Consider the following 17,081-nt stretch of genomic DNA (forward strand, 5'->3'; position numbering starts at 1 on the left):
GTCGCACCCACCCTCGTCCGCACCGCTCCCCGGACGCTCCCGAAACGCTCCCCGCCCCGACCCGCCCGGTCAGAGGCGCTCGACGACGGTGGCGTTGGCCATGCCGCCGCCCTCGCACATCGTCTGCAGCCCGTACCGGCCGCCGGTGGCCTCCAGGTGGTTGAGCATCGTGGCCATCAGCCGGACGCCGGAGGCACCCAACGGGTGGCCCAGCGCGATCGCGCCGCCGCGGGGGTTGAGCCGGTCGGGGTCGCCGCCGATCTCGGCCAGCCAGGCCAGCGGCACCGGCGCGAAGGCCTCGTTCACCTCGTAGGCGTCGATCGCGTCGATGCCCAGGCCGGCCCGTTCGAGCACCATCCGCGTGGCCGGGATCGGCGCCGTCAGCATGAGCAGCGGGTCGTCGCCGGCCACCGCGAACGCGTGGAAGCGGGCCCGCGCGCGCAGGCCGAGCCGCGCGGCCACGTCCTCAGCCATGATCAGCGCCGCCGAGGCGCCGTCGGTCAGCGGCGAGGAGTTGCCCGCGGTGATCCGCCAGTCCAGGTCCGGGAACCGGTCGCGCAGGTCGGGGACGTCGAACGCGGTGCGCAGCCCCGCCAGGCCCGCCTCGGTGGTGGCCGGGCGGACCGTCTCGTCGGCGGTGACGCCGTCGACCGGCACGATCTCGTCGTCGAAGCCGCCGGTCGCGGCGGTCTCGGCGGCGAGGCGGTGCGACCGGGCCGCGTACCCGTCGAGCCGCTCCCGCGACAGCCGCCACCGGTGGGCGACGAGCTCGGCGGATACGCCCTGGCCGACCAGGCCGTCCGGGTAGCGCCGGGCGACCGCCGGCCCCTGCCAGTCCTCGCCCATCGTGGTGACGCCCATCGGCACCCGGCTCATCGACTCCACGCCACCGGCGACCACGATGTCGTAGGCGCCGGCCATGACGCCCTGCGCGGCGAAGTGCATCGCCTGCTGGCTGGAGCCGCACTGCCGGTCGATGGTCGTGGCCGGCACCGACGCCGGCCAGCCGGCGGCGAGCACCGCGGTGCGGGCGACGTTCATGGCCTGCTGACCGGCCTGGCTGACGCAGCCGGTGATGACGTCCTCGACCCGGCCCGGGTCCAGGCCGGTGCGCTCGACGAGGGCGCGCAGCACGGTGGCGTACAGGTCGACCGGGTGCACGCCGGACAGCGCGCCGCCCGGCTTTCCCTTGCCCGACGGGGTGCGGACGATGTCCACGACGACCGCGTGACGCATCAGTTCGCCCTTCCGGAGAGCCAGTCGGCGAGGGTGTCGGCCACCGTGTCGCGGGCGCCGTCCGGTCCCACGAAGTAGTGGTCACCGGGCAGCGTCACGAACTCCTTGTCCGTCGTGGCCGCCCCGTCGTAGAGGCCACGCGCGTCGCTGGGGAACACGCCGCTGTCGGCGTCGGGCTGCACCACGAGCGTGGGCAGGTCCAGGCGCGCCAGGTGCGGCGCGACGATGCAGTCGGACTCCTCCAGGCTGAACATGTTGAGCCAGGTCCGCATCGTGCTGACCACCCCGACGCCCATGACGCCGTAGTTGGCCCGCTTCGGGTCGCCGAAGTAGCACATCGGCGTCGGTCGCTCCGACGGGTCGATGGCCGGGTCGACGTAGCGGGGGTCGGCCCACGTGCGTCCCATCGTGAAGATCCGGTCGCGGGCCGGCAGCGTCCGCGCGGCGTCGAGCTGCGTCCGGCACCATGCGGTCAGTCGGTGGTTGCGCTCGATCTGGGCGGACCGGTAGCGCGCGAGAAACCCGGGCGTGTACGAGCCGCGGTGACGCGGGTCGTACATGTCGAGCTCCGGGTCGACGGCGTTCGGGTCGTTCTCGTCGACGACCGACGGGTCCATGGTCCGGGTGATCCACTCCGGCCGGCCGGGGTGGGCGGCCAGGAAGACCATCAGGTCGCCCGGCGGCAGGTGCAGGGCCGGTTCGAAGACAGTGGACCGGCCGTAGGGCGGGCGGATGTTCGGCTCGCGCGACTGCGAGTGGTAGGCCGCCATCAGCGACCCGCCGCCGGAGTTGCCCAGCAGCACCACGGTGTCGACGCCGCGCTCGCGCAGCAGCCGCACACCGACGCCGATCTCGGCCAGCGCGTGGTCGAGGGAGAACAGGTGCTCGGCGCCGCGGAAGCGGGTGTTCCAGCCGAGGAACCCGTAGCCGCGTTCGGCCATGCGGGTCGCCAGGTAGTGCTCGGAGAAGTCGACGTTGTAGTGGCTGGCGATCAGCGCCGTCCGCGGGCTCCGACCGGACGGCGTGTAGTAGAAGCCCTGCAGCGGATGGCCACCGGCGCCCGCGCGGCCCAGGGCCGGCGAGGGGACCCCGATGAACTCCCGGTCGACGGCGGTCATGCGGGTGTCCCTTCGGTGACCGTGTACCGGACCACGTGGGTGCGCCGCACGCCGAGCCCGCGCACGGCGCTGCGCCACTTCCGGTAGTGCCCGGCGCGGGCGTGCTCCTCGAGCGCCGCGTCGGTGTCGTAGACCTCGAAGATGTCGAAGCGCGCCGGGTCCTCGACGCTGCGGGCGAACCGGTAGTCCGAGCAGCCGTCCTCGGCGCGGCTGGCGACGCACAGCGCGGCGCTGAGCCGGGCGAACTCGTCGGTGTCGCCGGGGTCCAGCTCCATGAAGCCGCTGATGATGATCATGGCAGGGGCACCCTTTCGGTCGGCCATGGGGGAAGGCCGGTCGACGCCCGGCCGGTCCAGACGGGGCGGCGGCGCCGCAGGAACGCCTCGACACCCTCGCGGGCGTCGGGGCGGTCGAGGAGCGCCTCCATCACCTGCCGCTCGGTGCGCGCGTGGTCGAACGGGTCGGCCCGCGTGGCCTCCCAGAGCAGGCGTTTGGTCGCGGCGACGGCGACCGGTGCGCCGTGGTCGACGATCTCGCGGGCGAGGGCCCGGGCGCGGGGGAGGACCTCGTCCACCGGAAGCGCCGCGGCGGCCAGTCCCCACGCGGCCGCCTCGGCACCGGTGAAGCGGCGACCGGTGAGCAGCAGCTCCTGCGCGCGGCCGAGGCCGACGTGCCGGACGAGGGTCCAGTGGCCCATCCACTCGGCGGTGACGCCGAGCCGGACGAACGGGAGGGCGAGCACGGCGTCGTGGGCGACGAACCGGACGTCGCACTGCATGGCCAGCGTGAGCCCGGCGCCGACGGCCGCGCCCCGGACCGCGGCGAGCACCGGTTTGCGGACCTGGTACGGCGCGACCCACGGCGCGCCGGCGCCACCGAAACCGTCGTCGGTCAGCTCCGATCCGGCGCTGAAGGCGCGCCCGGCGCCGGTGAGCACGACCGCGCCGACCTCGTCGTCGGCGTCGCACCAGCCGAGCACGGCGGCGAGCTCGTCGAGCATGGTGCGGTCGATGGCGTTCAGCCGGTCGGGCCGGTCCAGGGTCACCGTGGCGACGCCGTCGTCGGTCTCGCACCGGACCCGCGTGAGGCCGTCGGGCCGGTCACGGGTGGACGGGGCGGTCCACGCGAACGTGGACTCCTCGTACCTCACGCGCCCTCGTCGGCGCCGTGCCCGTACCCGTGCGGGCCGAACCGGTGCAGCCCGCTGAGGACCTCGCCGGACGCGGTGACGCCGGCTGTCTCGCGGGCGAGCGCCTTCGCGGCCTCCATGTCGAAGTGGTTGGTGACGACCACCTTCTGGGCGTAGAGGCCGCCGCCGGCCTGGATCACGGTCACGTGCTTCCAGCCGCCGTAGGCGTCGGCGGTGAAGTCGCGGATCGCGTGGAACAGGCGCATCCGGTAGCCGGCGTCGACGCCCTCCATGGTGCGCATGTACTTGCGCAGGTCGGCGGCGGTCTCCGGGTTGTGGAGGTCGCGCAGCGACGGCGCGGTCAGCACCGAGCCGCCCGCGATGTCGTGCAGGTTGCGGACCATCGTGGAGAAGTTCGCGGCCGCGTGGTACTTCGCGGCGTTGGTGAACAGCTCGTCGGGCGAGGCCCAGCCCTCCGGGGTGAACGTGGCGTGGGTCATCGCGGCCTCGAACGCGGCGCGGATGAGCGTCGCGTAGACGATCATCTCCGCGATCTTGTCCTTGATGTGCGCGACCCGCAGCAGCCCGTTGGCCTCGGCGACGAGGTGTGCCAGCCCCACGAGCGTGTCGGCGAGCCGCACGTAGCTGCCGACGCTGCCCAGCCGCTCCCACAGGCCGAGGGAGTGCACGAACGTCGCCGAGTGCTCCAGCTCGCCGGCCAGGAACAGGCGTTCGTTGGGGACGAAGACGTCGTCGAAGACGATGAGGCCCTCGGTCATCACGTGCCGGGAGCTGTACGGGTAGAAGTCCGGGTCGAGGTCGGGCCGCGGCGCGAACGAGGCGTTGATGATCCGCACCCCGGGCGCGTTGACCGGCACCGCGGCGGCGACGCTCCAGTCCTCCTCGCCGGCCTTCATCCGCTTGGTCGGCATGACCATGATGTCGTGCGCGACCGCCGCCGACGAGATGTGCAGCTTGGCCCCGCGGATGACGACCCCGTCGGGTGCGCGGTCGACGATGCGGACGTAGAGGTCGGGGTCGTCCTGCTTGCCCGGCGACAGCGCACGGTTGCCCTTGGCGTCGGTGATCCCCTGCACGACGCGGATGTCGCGGCGCTTGCTCCGCTCGAAGTAGGCCAGCGCGCGTTCGGCGTACTGCGGGTGCTGCGCCCGCATCCGGCTGGCCGCGGTGAGCACCATGAGCAGCGCGGCGGCCGTGGAGATGGTGGGGAAGTCCCAGTGCAGCTGCTGCCGCTGGGTCTCGCGCAGTTCGTCGACGGACGTGGGGATGAAGAAGTACGGGCCGTGGACGTCGTCGCCGGGCCGGTAGTGCCGGTCGTAGCCGAGCTTCGCGGCCAGCGCCGGCCCGCGCAGCAGCGGCTCGGTGGTCACGTCGGGCACGGAGTGTCCGTTGATGAAGACCCGGCGACCGTCGCGCAGCGACTCCAGGTACTGGTCTCCGGTGAGCATCAGGTGGGCTCCTCTGCCTGTGTCAGTAGTTCCCGCAGCAGGATCTTGTCGGTCTTGCCGACGGGGCTGCGGGGCAGCGACCCGACGACGACGATGCGGTGCGGCACCTTGTAGCTGGCCAGCCGGCCGCGGCAGTGCTCCTTCACCTCGGCCGCCGTCGGCGCGCGGTGGCCCTCCCGGAGCACCACGACCGCGGTCACCACCTGGCCCCACCGCGGGTCGGGCTCGCCGACGACCGCGATCTCGGCGACGGCCGGATGCCCGCCGACCACGTCCTCGATCTCGACGGGGTAGATGTTCTCGCCGCCGCGGATGATCATCTCGTCGGCGCGGCCGGCGAGGTGCAGGAAGCCCTCCTCGTCCTTCCAGGCGAGGTCACCGGCGACGAACCACCCGTCGCGGACGGCCTGCGCGGTGAGGTCGGGCCGGTCGAGGTAGCCGCTCATCACCGTGTCGCCGCGGCTCGCGATCACCCCGATCTCGCCGTCGGGGACCTCGGCTCCCAGGGGATCCAGCAGCCGCACGTCGCAGCCGAAGGCGGGCCGGCCGATCGTGCCGAGCAGCCACTCCTCACCGGCGAGGGCACGGCGGTGGTCCTCGGGCCGCAGGACCAGCTGCCCGCCCGCCTCGGTGCCGGCGCCGAACCCGTTGTGCAGGTCGCAGTCGAAGACCTCGACCATGCGCCGGATGACCGACGTGGGCATCGGCGCCCCGCCGTACATGATCGAGCGCAGGCCGGAGAAGTCGGTCCCGGCGAGCTTCGGGTGTTCGAGCAGCTCGATGATCATGCTGGGGACCAGCAGCGCGTGCCGCACGCGTCCCGAGCCGAGCCAGGACAGCGCCACCTCGGCGTCCCACTGCGGCATCACCACCGACGCCCCGCCGCGCGCGACGCCGTACAGCAGGTGCCCGAACCCGGCGGCGTGGAACAGCGGTGCACCCGACAGGATCAGGTCGCCCGGGCGCAGGCCCACCTCCAGGATCCCCGACTGCGTGACCGCCTTGATCATGCGCTGCGACTGCAGCACGCCCTTCGGGGTGCCGGTCGTGCCGCTGGTGAACGAGATGCTCAGGATGTCGTCGTCGCCGGTGTCGGCCGACAGCTCGCCGCCGTCGGGGCCGCTGGCGAGGAACTCCTCGTAGCCGGCGTCGAGGTCGATCGCGACCGGCACCCCGAAGGTGTCGACGATCTCCGCGTACCGGGCGCTGTGGAAGACGATCCGGGCACCGCCGGCCGCGAGCACCGTGCGGATCTCGGCGGCCGACAGCCGGAAGTTCAGCGCGATGTACGTCGCGCCGAGCTTCATGCAGGCGAGCAGCACCTCGACGTACTCGGGCGAGTCGACGGCGAGCAGCGCGACCCGGTCGCCGCGGCCGATCCCGAGCCCGCGCAGGGCCCGGGCGAGCCGGGTGATCCGCTGATCGCCCTCGGCGTAGGTGCGGGTGCGCCCGTCGGCGGCGACGAGGAAGTCGGCCCGCGGCGTGAACCGCGCCTGCGCGGTGACCCAGTCACCCGGCGCCAGCCCGGACAGCGGCGTCACCGTCCCACCTTCCCGGCGTAGAACGAGGCGAGCTGGTCGTCCTCGCCGTGCGCGGCGAGGACCGACGCGGTGAGCAGCCGTGGTTGCTGACCGGTCGAGTCGAGCAGCTGCCGGTTCGACACGGCGCGGCGGTAGTACAGGTGGGCCGGGTGCTCCCAGGTGAACCCGATGCCGCCGTGCAGGTGGATGACCTCGCGGGTGATCTCGGCGCCGATCCGCCCGCAGTACATCCGCGCGACCGCGAGCCCGGCCAGTGACTCCGGACGCCGTCCGATGGGGTCGTTGTGCTGCACCGAGCGCACCGCGACCGACAGCGCCGACCGGGCCCGCTCCAACGAGACCAGCAGGTCGGCGCACTTGTGCTTGACCGCCTGGAACGATCCGATCGGCCGGCCGAACTGGGTGCGCACCTTCACGTACTCGACGGCCATCTCCAGCGCCCGCGCGGCGGCGCCGACGCACTCGGCCGACATGCCGAGGATCGCGCCCTGGCGGATGGCGGCCACGCCGGCGCGGGCCCGGTCCTGCTCGGCGAGCAGCACGGCGCGGGCGCCGGTCAGCCGCACCGTGCCCATGCGCCGGGTCAGGTCGAGGGTGGCCAGCGGGACGGTCTCCACGCCCGGGTCGCTGGTCTCCACCCAGAAGAACGCGTGGTAGCCCCGGTACTCGGCGAGCACGAGGAGCGCGTCGGCCACCGTCACGTCGACGACGCACGGCAGCTCGCCGCGGATCTCGAAGTCCCCGCCGGGCACCTCCTTGGCGTGCGGGTACTCCAGCGGGAACGTCTCCTCGATCGGCAGCACGGGCACGGCGACGAGGTCGCCGGCGGCGATCCGGGCCAGCCGGTCGCGGTTGGCCTCGTCGTCCGACAGGGTCACCAGCGCCGCGGCGATCAGCGAGGTCGTCAGGAACGGGCCGTCGTCGAGCGCCCGGCCCAGCTCGGTGTGCACGGCGACCTCCTCGGCCAGTCCCATGCCCGCGCCGCCGAACTCCTCGGGGATGCGCACGCCGGGGAGCCCGAGGTCGGTCGCCTGCCGCCGCCAGCGGTCGCGGTCGAGCCGCTGCGCCGCGCGCGGGTCGAGGGACCCGCCGCGCAGCGCCGTGCCGGGGTCGCGTTCCAGATGGGCGCGGACCACCTGCCGCAGCTGTTCGATGTCGTCCACTACGCGCTCTTCTCGCTGGTCGGGCGCTCCTCGCGCGGGAGGCCGAGCACCCGCTCGGCGAGGATGTTGCGTTGGATCTCGTCGCTCCCGCCGGCGATGCGGTGCGACGGCGCGCTGAGCAGCAGCTGCGACCACGAGTAGGTGCCCCAGGCGCCGGTGTCGGCGACCATCCGGTAGCCCAGCAGCCGCGCGGCGACGTCGGAGTAGTACTCCATGTCGGAGGTCGTCATCAGCTTGACCACCGACCCGGGTGCCGGCCCGCCGGCGTCGCGCAGCCGCGTGGCGGTCTCGTGCAGCACCTGCTCGCGCGCCCAGCATTCGGCCAGCAGGTCCTGGATGGCCGGGTCGTCGATGGCGCCGGTCGATCGGGCCAGGGCGAACAGCCGGATCACCGGCTCGATCATGATGCCGTTGTGGGCCCGGCCGAGCACCGAACGCTCGCTGCCGACCGTGGTCATCGCGATGTTCCAGCCACCGTTCACCGGTCCGAGCCGGCGCGAGTCGGGCACGCGCACGCCGTCGAGGAAGACCTCGTTGAAGTGCTCGGAGCCGGTCACCTGCCGCAGCGGCCGCACGTCTATTCCCGGCGAGTCCATGTCGACGAGGAACATGCTCAGGCCGCGGTGGCGGCTCTCCGGCGGACCCGTGCGCACCAGAAGCTCGCCGAGCGACGCGACGTGGGCGAACGACGACCACACCTTCTGGCCGGTGACGATCCAGTCGTCGCCGTCGCGGACGGCGGTGGTGCGCAGGCTCGCGAGGTCCGAGCCGGCCTCGGGTTCGGAGAAGAGCTGGCAGCAGATCAGGTCGCCGCGCCAGATCCCCGGCAGGAAGGCCCGCTTCTGCTCGTCGGTGCCGTGGGCGAGGATCGTCGGCGCCACGATCCCGTGGCTGACCATGTAGGTCGACGTCGACGGCACCTCGTACTCCGCGGCGATGCCGGCGACCAGCTCGACGTAGTCGTGGCCGAGGCCGCGTCCGCCCAGCTCGACGGGACCGTCGAGCCAGGCGAGCCCCGCGTCGAACAGCTCCCGTTGCCACGTCCGGGCCTGGGCGACCTCGGCCGCCTCGTGCTCCGGCTGGGTGAGCCCGACGCCGACCACGTCGTCGTCGCCGACGCCGTGCAGCATGCCGCGCCGTTCCCGCCGCTGCGCGCGGGCGGAGAAGAACGCGTGCGCCTCGGCCGCCACGGCCTCCCTGCTGCTCATACCCGGGCTCCCTCGTCGGTCTCGTCCGCTTCATCGGCCTCGCGGCCCAGGTAGGCCGACACCACCCGCGGATCGCGGGCGACCTCCCGGGGCGTCCCGCGGGCCAGCACGGCGCCGGCCTCGAGCACGGTGACCCGGTCGCAGGTGCTGAGCACCAGGTCGACGTTGTGCTCGACGAGCAGGACGCCCATGTCCCAGTCGCGGGCCAGCGTCCGGATCAGCGTGCCCAGCTCGCGGGCCTCGTCGTCGCTGAGCCCGGCGGCCGGCTCGTCCAGCAGCAGCACGCGCGGGTCGGCCGCCACCGCCCGGGCGATCGCGACGAGACGCCGCTTGCCGAACGCGAGTTCACCGGGCTTGCGGTCGAGGTCGTCCTCGAGCCGGAACTCCCGGATGGCCGCGAGCGCCGGCGGCGTCAGCCGGATGCGGCCGGGCGCGACGAGGTCGCTGAGGTACCGCCGGCCGCCGCCGTCGTCGCAGGCGACCGCGAGGTTCTCCCGCACGGACAGGTCGGCGAACAGCTCCAGGGACTGGAACGACCGGGCCAGCCCGGCCCGCGCCCGGCGCCGCGCGCTCCACGGCCCGATCGCGACGTCGTCGAGCCGGATCGTGCCGCGGGTGGGCCGCACGAAACCGGTCAGCGCGTCGATGACAGTGGTCTTGCCGGCGCCGTTCGGTCCGATCAGGCCGTGCACCTCGCCGGGGACGAGGTCCAGGGACACGTCGTCGACGGCGACGACGCCGCCGAACTGCACCCGCAGGTCGGATACGCGCAGGGTCCGCGACGGCGGCCGGTCGTGCTGCTCCTCGACGGTCGCGCTCTCCGGTGGCCGGGCCTTCGGCGGCCGGGCCTTGACGGAGGGGACCCGCAGCAGCTTGCCGATCCGGCGCACCAGGTGGGCGTTCATCTCGTAGAGGCCGTTGCGGCCGCTGCGCAGCACGTAGAGCAGGAACAGGCCGCTGATCAGCGGCAGGAAGCGCTCCAGGTTGTCGGCGCCGTGCAGGATCTGGGTGCCGACGCCACCGGGGAGCAGTGTCGCCGCGAGCATCGCGCCGCCGATGGTCCCGATGCCGCCGACCACCGCGACACCGATGACGGTGATCGAGGTGAGCACGTCGAACTGGGCCGGCAGGACGGTGACGCCCTGGAAGGCCAGCAGGACACCGGCGAGCGCGGCGAGCGCCGACGCGAGCGCGAACGCGTACAGCTTCCCGACGTAGACGTTGACGCCGAGGGCCGCCGCCGCGCGTTCGTTGGACCGCACGGCGAGCAGCCGCCGGCCGACCCGGCCACGGCGCAGGTTCGCCACGGCCAGGGCGCTGAGCGTCAGTGCCGCGAGCGTCACGAGCCCGTAGTTGTACGGGTGCAGGATCGCGCCGAACTCCCAGCCGAGGATCGACGGCTCCTCGATCGGGATGCCGGTGTCGCCGCCGGCGAACTTGAAGTCGCTGAGCACCAGGCTGAACAGCACGATGCCCATGCCGAGCGTGGCGATGGCGAGGTTGATGCCGCGGGTGCGCAGCGCCGGCAACGCGACCAGCACGCCGACGAGCGCCGCGGCCGCCATCGCGCCCAGGAGCGCCGGCAGGAAGCTCCAGCCCGCGCGGGAGACGAACGTCGCCGCGGCGAAGGCGCCGGACCCGGCGAGCACGTACTGCGCCAGCGACAGCTGCCCGGCGTACCCGGTCACCACGGTGACCGACAGGGTGAGGATGCCGAACGCCATCGTGACCGTCAGCGCCTGCGCCCACACCGGCGGCACCACGAACGCGATGAGGAACGCGAACGCGCCGACGACCACGACCGTCGGGACGACGCGGATGCGGCCGTCGCCGACGCTGGGCAGCCGCTCCAGCACGTGGCTGCGCAGCGGCAGCGAGCTTCCCCGCAGCACCAGGTAGGCGACGATGACCACGAACGGGACGCTGTCGCCCCAGCCCGTCACGGTGACGTAGCGCGTCAGCAGCGACTGCACGACGCCGATCCCCAGTGCGCCGGCGAACGCGATCGGGAACGAGACGAACCGCGCGAGCAGCGCCGCCGCGAGCGCCGGTACGACCAGCAGCGTGAGCTGCGTCGGCTGCAGGTAGGTGATGGGACCGATGAGCGCGCCGGCCAGGGCCGCGATGCCGGCGGCGAGCGCCCAGTTCGCCACCGCGATCCGGTCGGGGGAGTGGCCCAGGCTCGCGACCGCCCGCTGGTTCTCGGCCATGGCGCTGGCGACCCGCCCGAACGCCGTGAAGCGGAAGACGCAGTACAACGCGACGGTGAGGACGACCCCGATCACCAGGATGATGAGCCGGTCGACGCCGAGCGACGCGCCCGGTAGCGGCTCCACGGCGTTCGTGGGCAGGAACGAGGGGACGCTGGTGCTGCTGACCCCGTACCGCAGCACCGCCGCGGCCTGCAGGGTGAGCAGCACGCCCAGGGTCGCGATGACCCGTTCGATCGGCGACGAGGTGCGCATCGGCCGCAGGATCAGGTACTGCACGGCGACGCCGAACAGCACGCCGACCGCGGTCGCGAGGACGACGGACGGGACCGCCGGCCAGTCGAGCGACACGCGGAACTCGTAGTACGCGAAGCCGCCGACCATCACGAACGAGCCCTGCGCGAAGTTGACGATCCCGGAACCCCGGTAGATCAGCACCAGGCCCTGGCCGAGGAGGCTGTAGATCGCGCCGATACCCAGGCCGAGCAGGATGAACTGGACGATCTCCACGGTCACTCCGTTCCGAGGTACAGCGACTCCACGGCCGCGATGCCGTCGGCGGCGTTCCCCTGCGCCGCGACGGCACCGCGCCGCAGGAGGTACCAGCGGTCGGCGACGGCCATGGCCCGGCGGGCCTGCTGCTCGACCAGGAGCACGGCCACCCCGTCGTGGTCGGCCGCCCGCCGCAGGGCGGCGAACAGGCGGTCGACCACGAGGGGCGCCAGACCCAGCGACAGCTCGTCGAGCAGCAGCGCGACCGGGTTCGAGGCCAGGGCCCGGGCCAGCGTCAGCATCTGCTGCTCGCCGCCGGACAGCAGCCCGGCCCGCTGCCCGAGCAGCGGCCGCAGCTCGGGGAACAGCTCCACGGCCCGGTCGATGCCGCCGGAGCCGAGCAGCAGGTTGTCGCGCACCGACATCCCCATGAGCACCGACCGCTCCTCGGGAACGAAGCACATGCCCATGCGCGCGCGGACGTGGAGCGGGGCGGTCGTGGCCGTCCCGCGCCACCGGACCTCACCGCCGACCGGGGGCAGCTCCCCGGCCGCGGTGAGGATCGTCGTCGACTTGCCCGTCCCGTTGGCTCCGAGGAGCGCGACGATCTCACCGCGGTTCACCGTGAGATCGACATCGCGCACGACCGCGAGGTCGTCGTACCCGACGCTGAGTCCGCGTAGTTCGAGGACGGGCGCGTCCATCTACTTGCTGCCCAGCGGGTCGATCGCGTCGCCGTCCTGCTGCAGCGTTCCGGCCTTCGCCTCCGACACGTAGACCTTGAACGTCGGCACCCGCGGGTAGTTCTGGACGACGGGCGGGTTCGGGATGCCGGCGTAGTCGGGCACGGTGCCGAGGACGATGGGCTTGTCGAGCTTGTTCAGCAGGTCGGTGATCGCCTTGGCGGAGACCTCGCCGTCGAGCCGCTTCACGATCTCGACGAGGAACGTGATCGAGCTCCAGGTGCCCAGGGACCCGTTGTCGGTCACGGCCTCCGGGTGGTACTTGGTCATGTCGGCCTGGAACTGCTTCACCTGCTCGATCGAGGTGTTGGTCACCGGCACCGCCGAGGAGGTGACGAACACCTTGTCGGCCAGGTTGCCCAGCGCCTTCTGGTCGGCGGGCTTGAAGATGTTCGCCAGCGTCGAGATGTTGCCGGTGAACCCGGCCTGGCGGACCGCCCGGATGATGCGGGGCGCGTCGGTCGCGGTGGAGGCGACGGCGACGGCGTCGGGGTTCTTGGCCAGGGCCGACGAGGCGACGGCGCTGAAGTCGGGTGCGCCGAGCGGGGCCAGGATGCGGTACGACTGCGCGCCGCCGGCCTTGGCTCCGTTGGCGATGTCGTCGGCGGCGGCGTAGGCGGCGGCCGCGTCGGCGACGATCACCGCGATGTTCTTCCCGCCCTTGTTGGCGAGCAGCCGGCCCATGCCGACCTGCATCGACTGGGTGCCGCCGGTGATCGGGTAGGAGACCGAGCTGGTGCCCTCGGTGGGGCCGCCCGATCCGGCGCCGGCCAGCCACGGGATGCCGGCGGCCTCGAGCACGGGCAGCGCCGCGGCCGCCTGCGAGCTGGCGGCGCCGACCACGGCGACGACGCCGTTGGTCACCGCCGTGCGGGCGCAGGCCGCGCCGGTGTTGGCGTTGTACGCGTCGTTGCAGAACTCCACCTCGATCTTCCGGCCGTCGATGCCGCCGGCGGCGTTGATGGACTGCACGTGCGCGTCGAGCCCGGCCCGCGCGTCCTTCAGGGACAGGTTCGGGCTCTCGAACGTCCCGATCTGCATGATCTTGATCGGACCGGTGTCGCCGGCGGCGGCGCCGTCGTTCTCCTGGCCGCGGCAGGCGGCGAGACCGGCGACGAGCGCGAGGGCGGCCAACGGTACGAGGACACGGCGGGATGGGGGGATGGGCATGGTGGTCCTCCGTGGTGGAGAGAGGGAGGTGGTGCGTCGCGCCCTCGCGGGCGCGGGGTCAGCGCAGGCTCTGGATGTTGGTTCCGGCGGGCAACTCGCGGCCGGAGTCGGAGTACGCCTTGGAGATCGCGGCCTGGGCCAGGGGCTTGTAGGACGGGCGCTTCTCGGTGACGACGCGGGCCGACCGTTGTGCGGCCGTGAGCGTGCCCTGGAAGTGCGGCATGACGTAGCGGGCGAACAGCTCGAGGCTGGTGAGCGACTTCTCCCGGCTCGCCCAGTCGTGGGTCATGATCATGAATCCGCCGAAGCCGCCGGTCGTGTCGAGCATCCGCTCGATGGCGGCGATGGCGTCCGCGGGCGTGCCGATGATCGAGCTGTCGTCGGCGATCTCGTCGGCCAGGGTGTAGTCGTTCTCCAGGCCCAGGACGGGCTTGAAGTAGTTCTCCCGCTCCTCGGCGCGGCCCCGCTCGACGTCGCGGACCGCCTGCTCGCGGTCCTCGGCGAGGTGGACGCGCACGACCATCCGCCAGCCGTCGCGGCTGATCGTCGTGCCGGCCTCCTTGGCGGCCTGCTCGGCGATGTCCCACTGCGCCCGCATGTCCTTCTTGCCGCCGATGAACCCGGCGCTGAGGGACAGGACGCCGACGCCGTGGCGGCCGGCCGTGGTGACCCCGGAGGGCGAGGTCGTGCTGGCGACGGCGATCGGTACGCCCGCCGGGCTGAGCGGCAGGAAGGCCAGCTGGGCCTCGCGCAGCTCGAACCAGTCGGTGGAGGCGGTGACCGTCTCGCCGTCGAGGAGCTTGATGATCACGTCCAGCGCCTCGTTCATCCGGGCGCGCTGGGTCACCGGCGCGATGCCCATCATGTCGGCGTCGGAGATCAGCGCGCCGGGGCCGACGCCGAGCATCGCGCGTCCCATGCTCAGGTGGTCGAGCAGGACGGTGCGGTCGGCGACCAGGAGCGGGTGGTGGTACGGGAGGCTGACCACGCCCGTGCCGAGGCGGATCCGCGAGGTGCGGACGGCCGCGGCGGCCAGCGCCATGAAGGGGTCGGCGATCCGCTCGACACCGGTCGAGTGGTGCTCACCGACCCATGCCTCGTCGAAGCCGAGGCGGTCGGCGAGCTCGATGAGCGCCAGATCGTGGCGCAGGCTGAGCGTCGGGCTGTCGTCGTTCGCGTGGAACGGGGCGATGAACACGCCAAACGTCATGGGCGCCGGACGAGGCATGGAGATCCCCCTCATAAGCGGGTGTCGATCGCGAGCAGAGCGGTGAGGGCAGGAGCGCGTGACCGGCGCGTGTGACGCCGGTCTCAGCGATTGATTGCTGAATCTACTCAGAAACTCGACGGGCGCAAGACGCTCCCGGAAACATGTTCGACGCGGGGTCGCCGCGTGCTGCTCCGCAGATACACGGGTGTCTCTGCCCCCGAGCGCGAGACTGAGGCGGAGGGTGACGGTCCGGAGGGAGCTGAATCTGTTCAGATTCAGGGTGGCGTACGACACACCGATGGCGTTATGGTTCTCCGCGTTCGCGGCGGAGCCGGGCGAGGGAAGGTGGCGGCGCATGCAGAAACTGCCTGACGACCCGGATCCGGCGCGCAGCCGGCGCCTGGAGCGGGTCGCCGCCAACCTGCGCGGCGCGGTGCGGCGCCAGGACGGCCGCGAGACCCCGGTCGGCCCGCGCGCCATGCGGACCCGCAAGAAGCTGCTCGACGTCGCCGAGGAGCTGTTCGCCCGCGACGGCTACGCCAACGTGTCCCTCGGTGACATCGCCCAGCGGTCCGGGGTGAGCCTGGGCACCGTCTACCAGTACTTCGCCGACCGCGACGACATCGTGGCGACGCTGGCCGGCGAGAGCGCGCTGCGCATGCTGAACGCCGGCGCCGACTACTGGGACGCCGCGACCGGCCGCCTGGGCCTGCGCCGCGCGGTCGGCGCGATCGTGACCATCCACTGGGAGAACCGCGACTTCTTCAGCCTGTGGGAGACCGCCAGCCACAGCGACGCCCGGCTGGCCGAGCTGCGCCGCGAATGGGTCGGCAGCTTCCGCCGGACGTTCGCGCGGTCGCTGGCCCGTGGCATGAAGAGCGGGCACGTCCGGTCGGGTCTCGACGCGGAGGAGACGGCGCGCGCGATGAGCCTGATGGTCAGCTCCTACTGCTACGACGGGTTCATCGCCGACCCGCCCGAACCGCCCCTCGACCCCGAGGCCGTCATCGACCACCTGACCACCCTGTGGGCCGAGGCCATCGGGCTGCGCGAGGACCGCGAGCTGCGACCGGGGGACGGGTGATGAACCGGTCGCCGGACGATCCCGCCTGGTTCCGTCACGTCCTGGGGCAGTACCCGACCGGCGTCTGCGTGATCACCGCCCAGCCGGAGGACGGGCCCCCGATCGGCATGGTGGTCGGGTCGTTCTCGTCGGTGTCGATGAACCCGCCGCTGGTCGGGTTCTACCCGAGCGTCACGTCGGAGACCTGGCCGCACCTGCGCCGGGCGGGCAGCTGGTGCGTCAACATCCTCGCCGCCCACCAGTCCGACGTGTGCCGTCGCATCGCGACCGCTCCGCTCGCCGAGCGGTTCGACGGCGTCCCGTGGCGTCCCGCGCCGTCGGGCGCCCCGATCATCGAGGGCGCGGTCGCGTATATCGACTGCGTCCCGGTCGCCGTGCACGACGCCGGCGACCACAAGATCGCGCTGGCCGAGGTGCGGCACCTCGACACCGCGAGCACCGAGCTGCCGCTGCTGTTCTTCCGCAGCGGCTACGGAAGCTTCTCCCCGCTCACCCTGACCGCCTACGACCCGGACATGAGCCTGACCCGCCCGCTGCGCCACTTCGAGCTCATCCGCCCGATCGCGCAGGAACTGCCCGACCACGGGCTGCGCTGCCTGGTGACCGCGCCGGTGAGCGACAGCGTCGTGGTCATCGGACAGCTCGACCCGCCCACGGCGCCGGTGGCGGAGCAGCCGACCACGCTGGTCGGCCAGCGGCTGCCGTTCCGGCCGCACGGCCCCTCGATCTTCGAGGCGTGGGCGCCCGGCGACGAGCAGGCGGCCTGGGTCGCGAGGTTCTCGCCGGACTCGCAGGAGGCCGAGATCCGGGCCCTGGCCCGCATCCGCGAGCGCGGCTTCTCCATCGGTCTGGGCAGCGAGGGCCACCGGCGCTTCGCCGCCGCCCTCGAGCGGCTGGCCGCCGAGCCCGGCACGGTGCCCAACGAGGAGCTCGACGCGCTCGTCGCCTCGCTGGACTACGAGCCCGCGGAGCTGTCCGACGAGGTGCTGGCCCAGGCCCGGGTGATCTCCGCGCCGGTCTTCGACAACGGCGGGAACCCGGTGCTGGCGATGACGGTGTTCGGCTTCAAGGCCAGGCCGGACGTCGTCCGCGAGGCGGTCGCCGCAGTGACGGGCTGTGCCGCGAAGGCGAGCCGGACGCTGGGACTGGCCCCCCGCTGAGCCGGGTCTTTTGCGGGTGGTTTTCACGCTCACGACGCGAACGCGGAGTCAATCCGCTTCCCGCCTCGATTCGCCTGAAGGTCCGGTGCTCATTCTGTGGATCCCCGGCGGGCGTGAGCGTGGCCGTATGTAGGTGCCGCGACACGCA

At 72.8% G+C, this 17,081-nt stretch carries 14 protein-coding genes; 2 read left to right on the top strand and 12 right to left on the bottom strand.

Features of this window, described 5'->3' with window-relative positions; genetic code table 11:
• Positions 1-69: 69 nt before the first annotated feature.
• The 12 genes from Voc01_RS27180 to Voc01_RS27235 are packed head-to-tail and all read right to left on the bottom strand — an operon-like array spanning position 70 to position 14,677.
• Positions 70-1,236 carry a thiolase family protein gene (locus Voc01_RS27180; RefSeq protein ID WP_203930401.1) on the bottom strand — a complete coding sequence of 389 codons (1,167 nt, stop codon included), beginning with the start codon at positions 1,234-1,236 and terminating at the stop codon, positions 70-72.
• Positions 1,236-2,354 carry an alpha/beta fold hydrolase domain-containing protein gene (locus tag Voc01_RS27185; protein ID WP_203930402.1) on the bottom strand — a complete coding sequence of 373 codons (1,119 nt, stop codon included), beginning with the start codon at positions 2,352-2,354 and terminating at the stop codon, positions 1,236-1,238. Before Voc01_RS27185 ends, Voc01_RS27180 begins: the two co-directional genes overlap by 1 nt.
• Positions 2,351-2,650: a putative quinol monooxygenase gene (locus Voc01_RS27190; RefSeq protein WP_203930403.1), complete on the bottom strand. Its 300-nt coding sequence runs from the start codon at positions 2,648-2,650 to the stop codon at positions 2,351-2,353. The genes Voc01_RS27185 and Voc01_RS27190 overlap by 4 nt, the downstream gene beginning before the upstream one ends.
• Positions 2,647-3,504 carry an enoyl-CoA hydratase/isomerase family protein gene (locus Voc01_RS27195; RefSeq protein WP_203930404.1) on the bottom strand — a complete coding sequence of 286 codons (858 nt, stop codon included), beginning with the start codon at positions 3,502-3,504 and terminating at the stop codon, positions 2,647-2,649. Before Voc01_RS27195 ends, Voc01_RS27190 begins: the two co-directional genes overlap by 4 nt.
• Entirely contained in the window at positions 3,501-4,952 is a 1,452-nt protein-coding gene (locus Voc01_RS27200; protein ID WP_203930405.1) for a 4-hydroxyphenylacetate 3-hydroxylase N-terminal domain-containing protein, read from the bottom strand. Before Voc01_RS27200 ends, Voc01_RS27195 begins: the two co-directional genes overlap by 4 nt.
• On the bottom strand, positions 4,952-6,493 hold the full coding sequence (locus Voc01_RS27205; protein ID WP_203930406.1) for a class I adenylate-forming enzyme family protein: 1,542 nt from the start codon (positions 6,491-6,493) through the stop codon (positions 4,952-4,954). The genes Voc01_RS27200 and Voc01_RS27205 overlap by 1 nt, the downstream gene beginning before the upstream one ends.
• On the bottom strand, positions 6,490-7,656 hold the full coding sequence (locus Voc01_RS27210) for an acyl-CoA dehydrogenase family protein (RefSeq protein WP_203930407.1): 1,167 nt from the start codon (positions 7,654-7,656) through the stop codon (positions 6,490-6,492). Before Voc01_RS27210 ends, Voc01_RS27205 begins: the two co-directional genes overlap by 4 nt.
• Entirely contained in the window at positions 7,656-8,864 is a 1,209-nt protein-coding gene (locus tag Voc01_RS27215; RefSeq protein WP_203930408.1) for an acyl-CoA dehydrogenase family protein, read from the bottom strand. The genes Voc01_RS27210 and Voc01_RS27215 overlap by 1 nt, the downstream gene beginning before the upstream one ends.
• Positions 8,861-11,584 carry a branched-chain amino acid ABC transporter permease/ATP-binding protein gene (locus Voc01_RS27220; protein ID WP_203930409.1) on the bottom strand — a complete coding sequence of 908 codons (2,724 nt, stop codon included), beginning with the start codon at positions 11,582-11,584 and terminating at the stop codon, positions 8,861-8,863. Before Voc01_RS27220 ends, Voc01_RS27215 begins: the two co-directional genes overlap by 4 nt.
• A gap of 2 nt (positions 11,585-11,586) precedes the next feature.
• Entirely contained in the window at positions 11,587-12,270 is a 684-nt protein-coding gene (locus Voc01_RS27225; RefSeq protein WP_203930410.1) for an ABC transporter ATP-binding protein, read from the bottom strand.
• A complete protein-coding gene (locus Voc01_RS27230; protein ID WP_203930411.1) occupies positions 12,271-13,479 on the bottom strand; it encodes an ABC transporter substrate-binding protein in 1,209 nt (402 codons plus the stop codon).
• A gap of 58 nt (positions 13,480-13,537) precedes the next feature.
• Positions 13,538-14,677, bottom strand: coding sequence for an LLM class flavin-dependent oxidoreductase (locus Voc01_RS27235; RefSeq protein WP_203930412.1), 1,140 nt, complete (start codon positions 14,675-14,677; stop codon positions 13,538-13,540).
• A 367-nt stretch (positions 14,678-15,044) separates the two neighbouring features.
• Between Voc01_RS27235 and Voc01_RS27240 the strand changes: the two genes are divergently transcribed.
• Both Voc01_RS27240 and Voc01_RS27245 read left to right on the top strand, forming a co-directional pair.
• A complete protein-coding gene (locus Voc01_RS27240) occupies positions 15,045-15,773 on the top strand; it encodes a TetR/AcrR family transcriptional regulator (protein WP_203930413.1) in 729 nt (242 codons plus the stop codon).
• Positions 15,773-16,933 carry a flavin reductase gene (locus Voc01_RS27245; protein WP_203930414.1) on the top strand — a complete coding sequence of 387 codons (1,161 nt, stop codon included), beginning with the start codon at positions 15,773-15,775 and terminating at the stop codon, positions 16,931-16,933. Before Voc01_RS27240 ends, Voc01_RS27245 begins: the two co-directional genes overlap by 1 nt.
• Positions 16,934-17,081 lie beyond the last annotated feature (148 nt).

The organism is Virgisporangium ochraceum, from assembly GCF_016863655.1.
Lineage (GTDB): Bacteria > Actinomycetota > Actinomycetes > Mycobacteriales > Micromonosporaceae > Virgisporangium > Virgisporangium ochraceum.

Bases quoted from the DNA above. Each gene is read 5' to 3' on its own strand.
- Voc01_RS27215 (WP_203930408.1), bottom strand. From the start codon at position 8,864: ATGAGCAGCAGGGAGGCCGTGGCGGCCGAGGCGCACGCGTTCTTCTCC.
- Voc01_RS27230 (WP_203930411.1), bottom strand. From the start codon at position 13,479: ATGCCCATCCCCCCATCCCGCCGTGTCCTCGTACCGTTGGCCGCCCTC.
- Voc01_RS27190 (WP_203930403.1), bottom strand. From the start codon at position 2,650: ATGATCATCATCAGCGGCTTCATGGAGCTGGACCCCGGCGACACCGAC.
- Voc01_RS27225 (WP_203930410.1), bottom strand. From the start codon at position 12,270: ATGGACGCGCCCGTCCTCGAACTACGCGGACTCAGCGTCGGGTACGAC.
- Voc01_RS27180 (WP_203930401.1), bottom strand. From the start codon at position 1,236: ATGCGTCACGCGGTCGTCGTGGACATCGTCCGCACCCCGTCGGGCAAG.
- Voc01_RS27200 (WP_203930405.1), bottom strand. From the start codon at position 4,952: ATGCTCACCGGAGACCAGTACCTGGAGTCGCTGCGCGACGGTCGCCGG.
- Voc01_RS27185 (WP_203930402.1), bottom strand. From the start codon at position 2,354: ATGACCGCCGTCGACCGGGAGTTCATCGGGGTCCCCTCGCCGGCCCTG.
- Voc01_RS27240 (WP_203930413.1), top strand. From the start codon at position 15,045: ATGCAGAAACTGCCTGACGACCCGGATCCGGCGCGCAGCCGGCGCCTG.
- Voc01_RS27245 (WP_203930414.1), top strand. From the start codon at position 15,773: ATGAACCGGTCGCCGGACGATCCCGCCTGGTTCCGTCACGTCCTGGGG.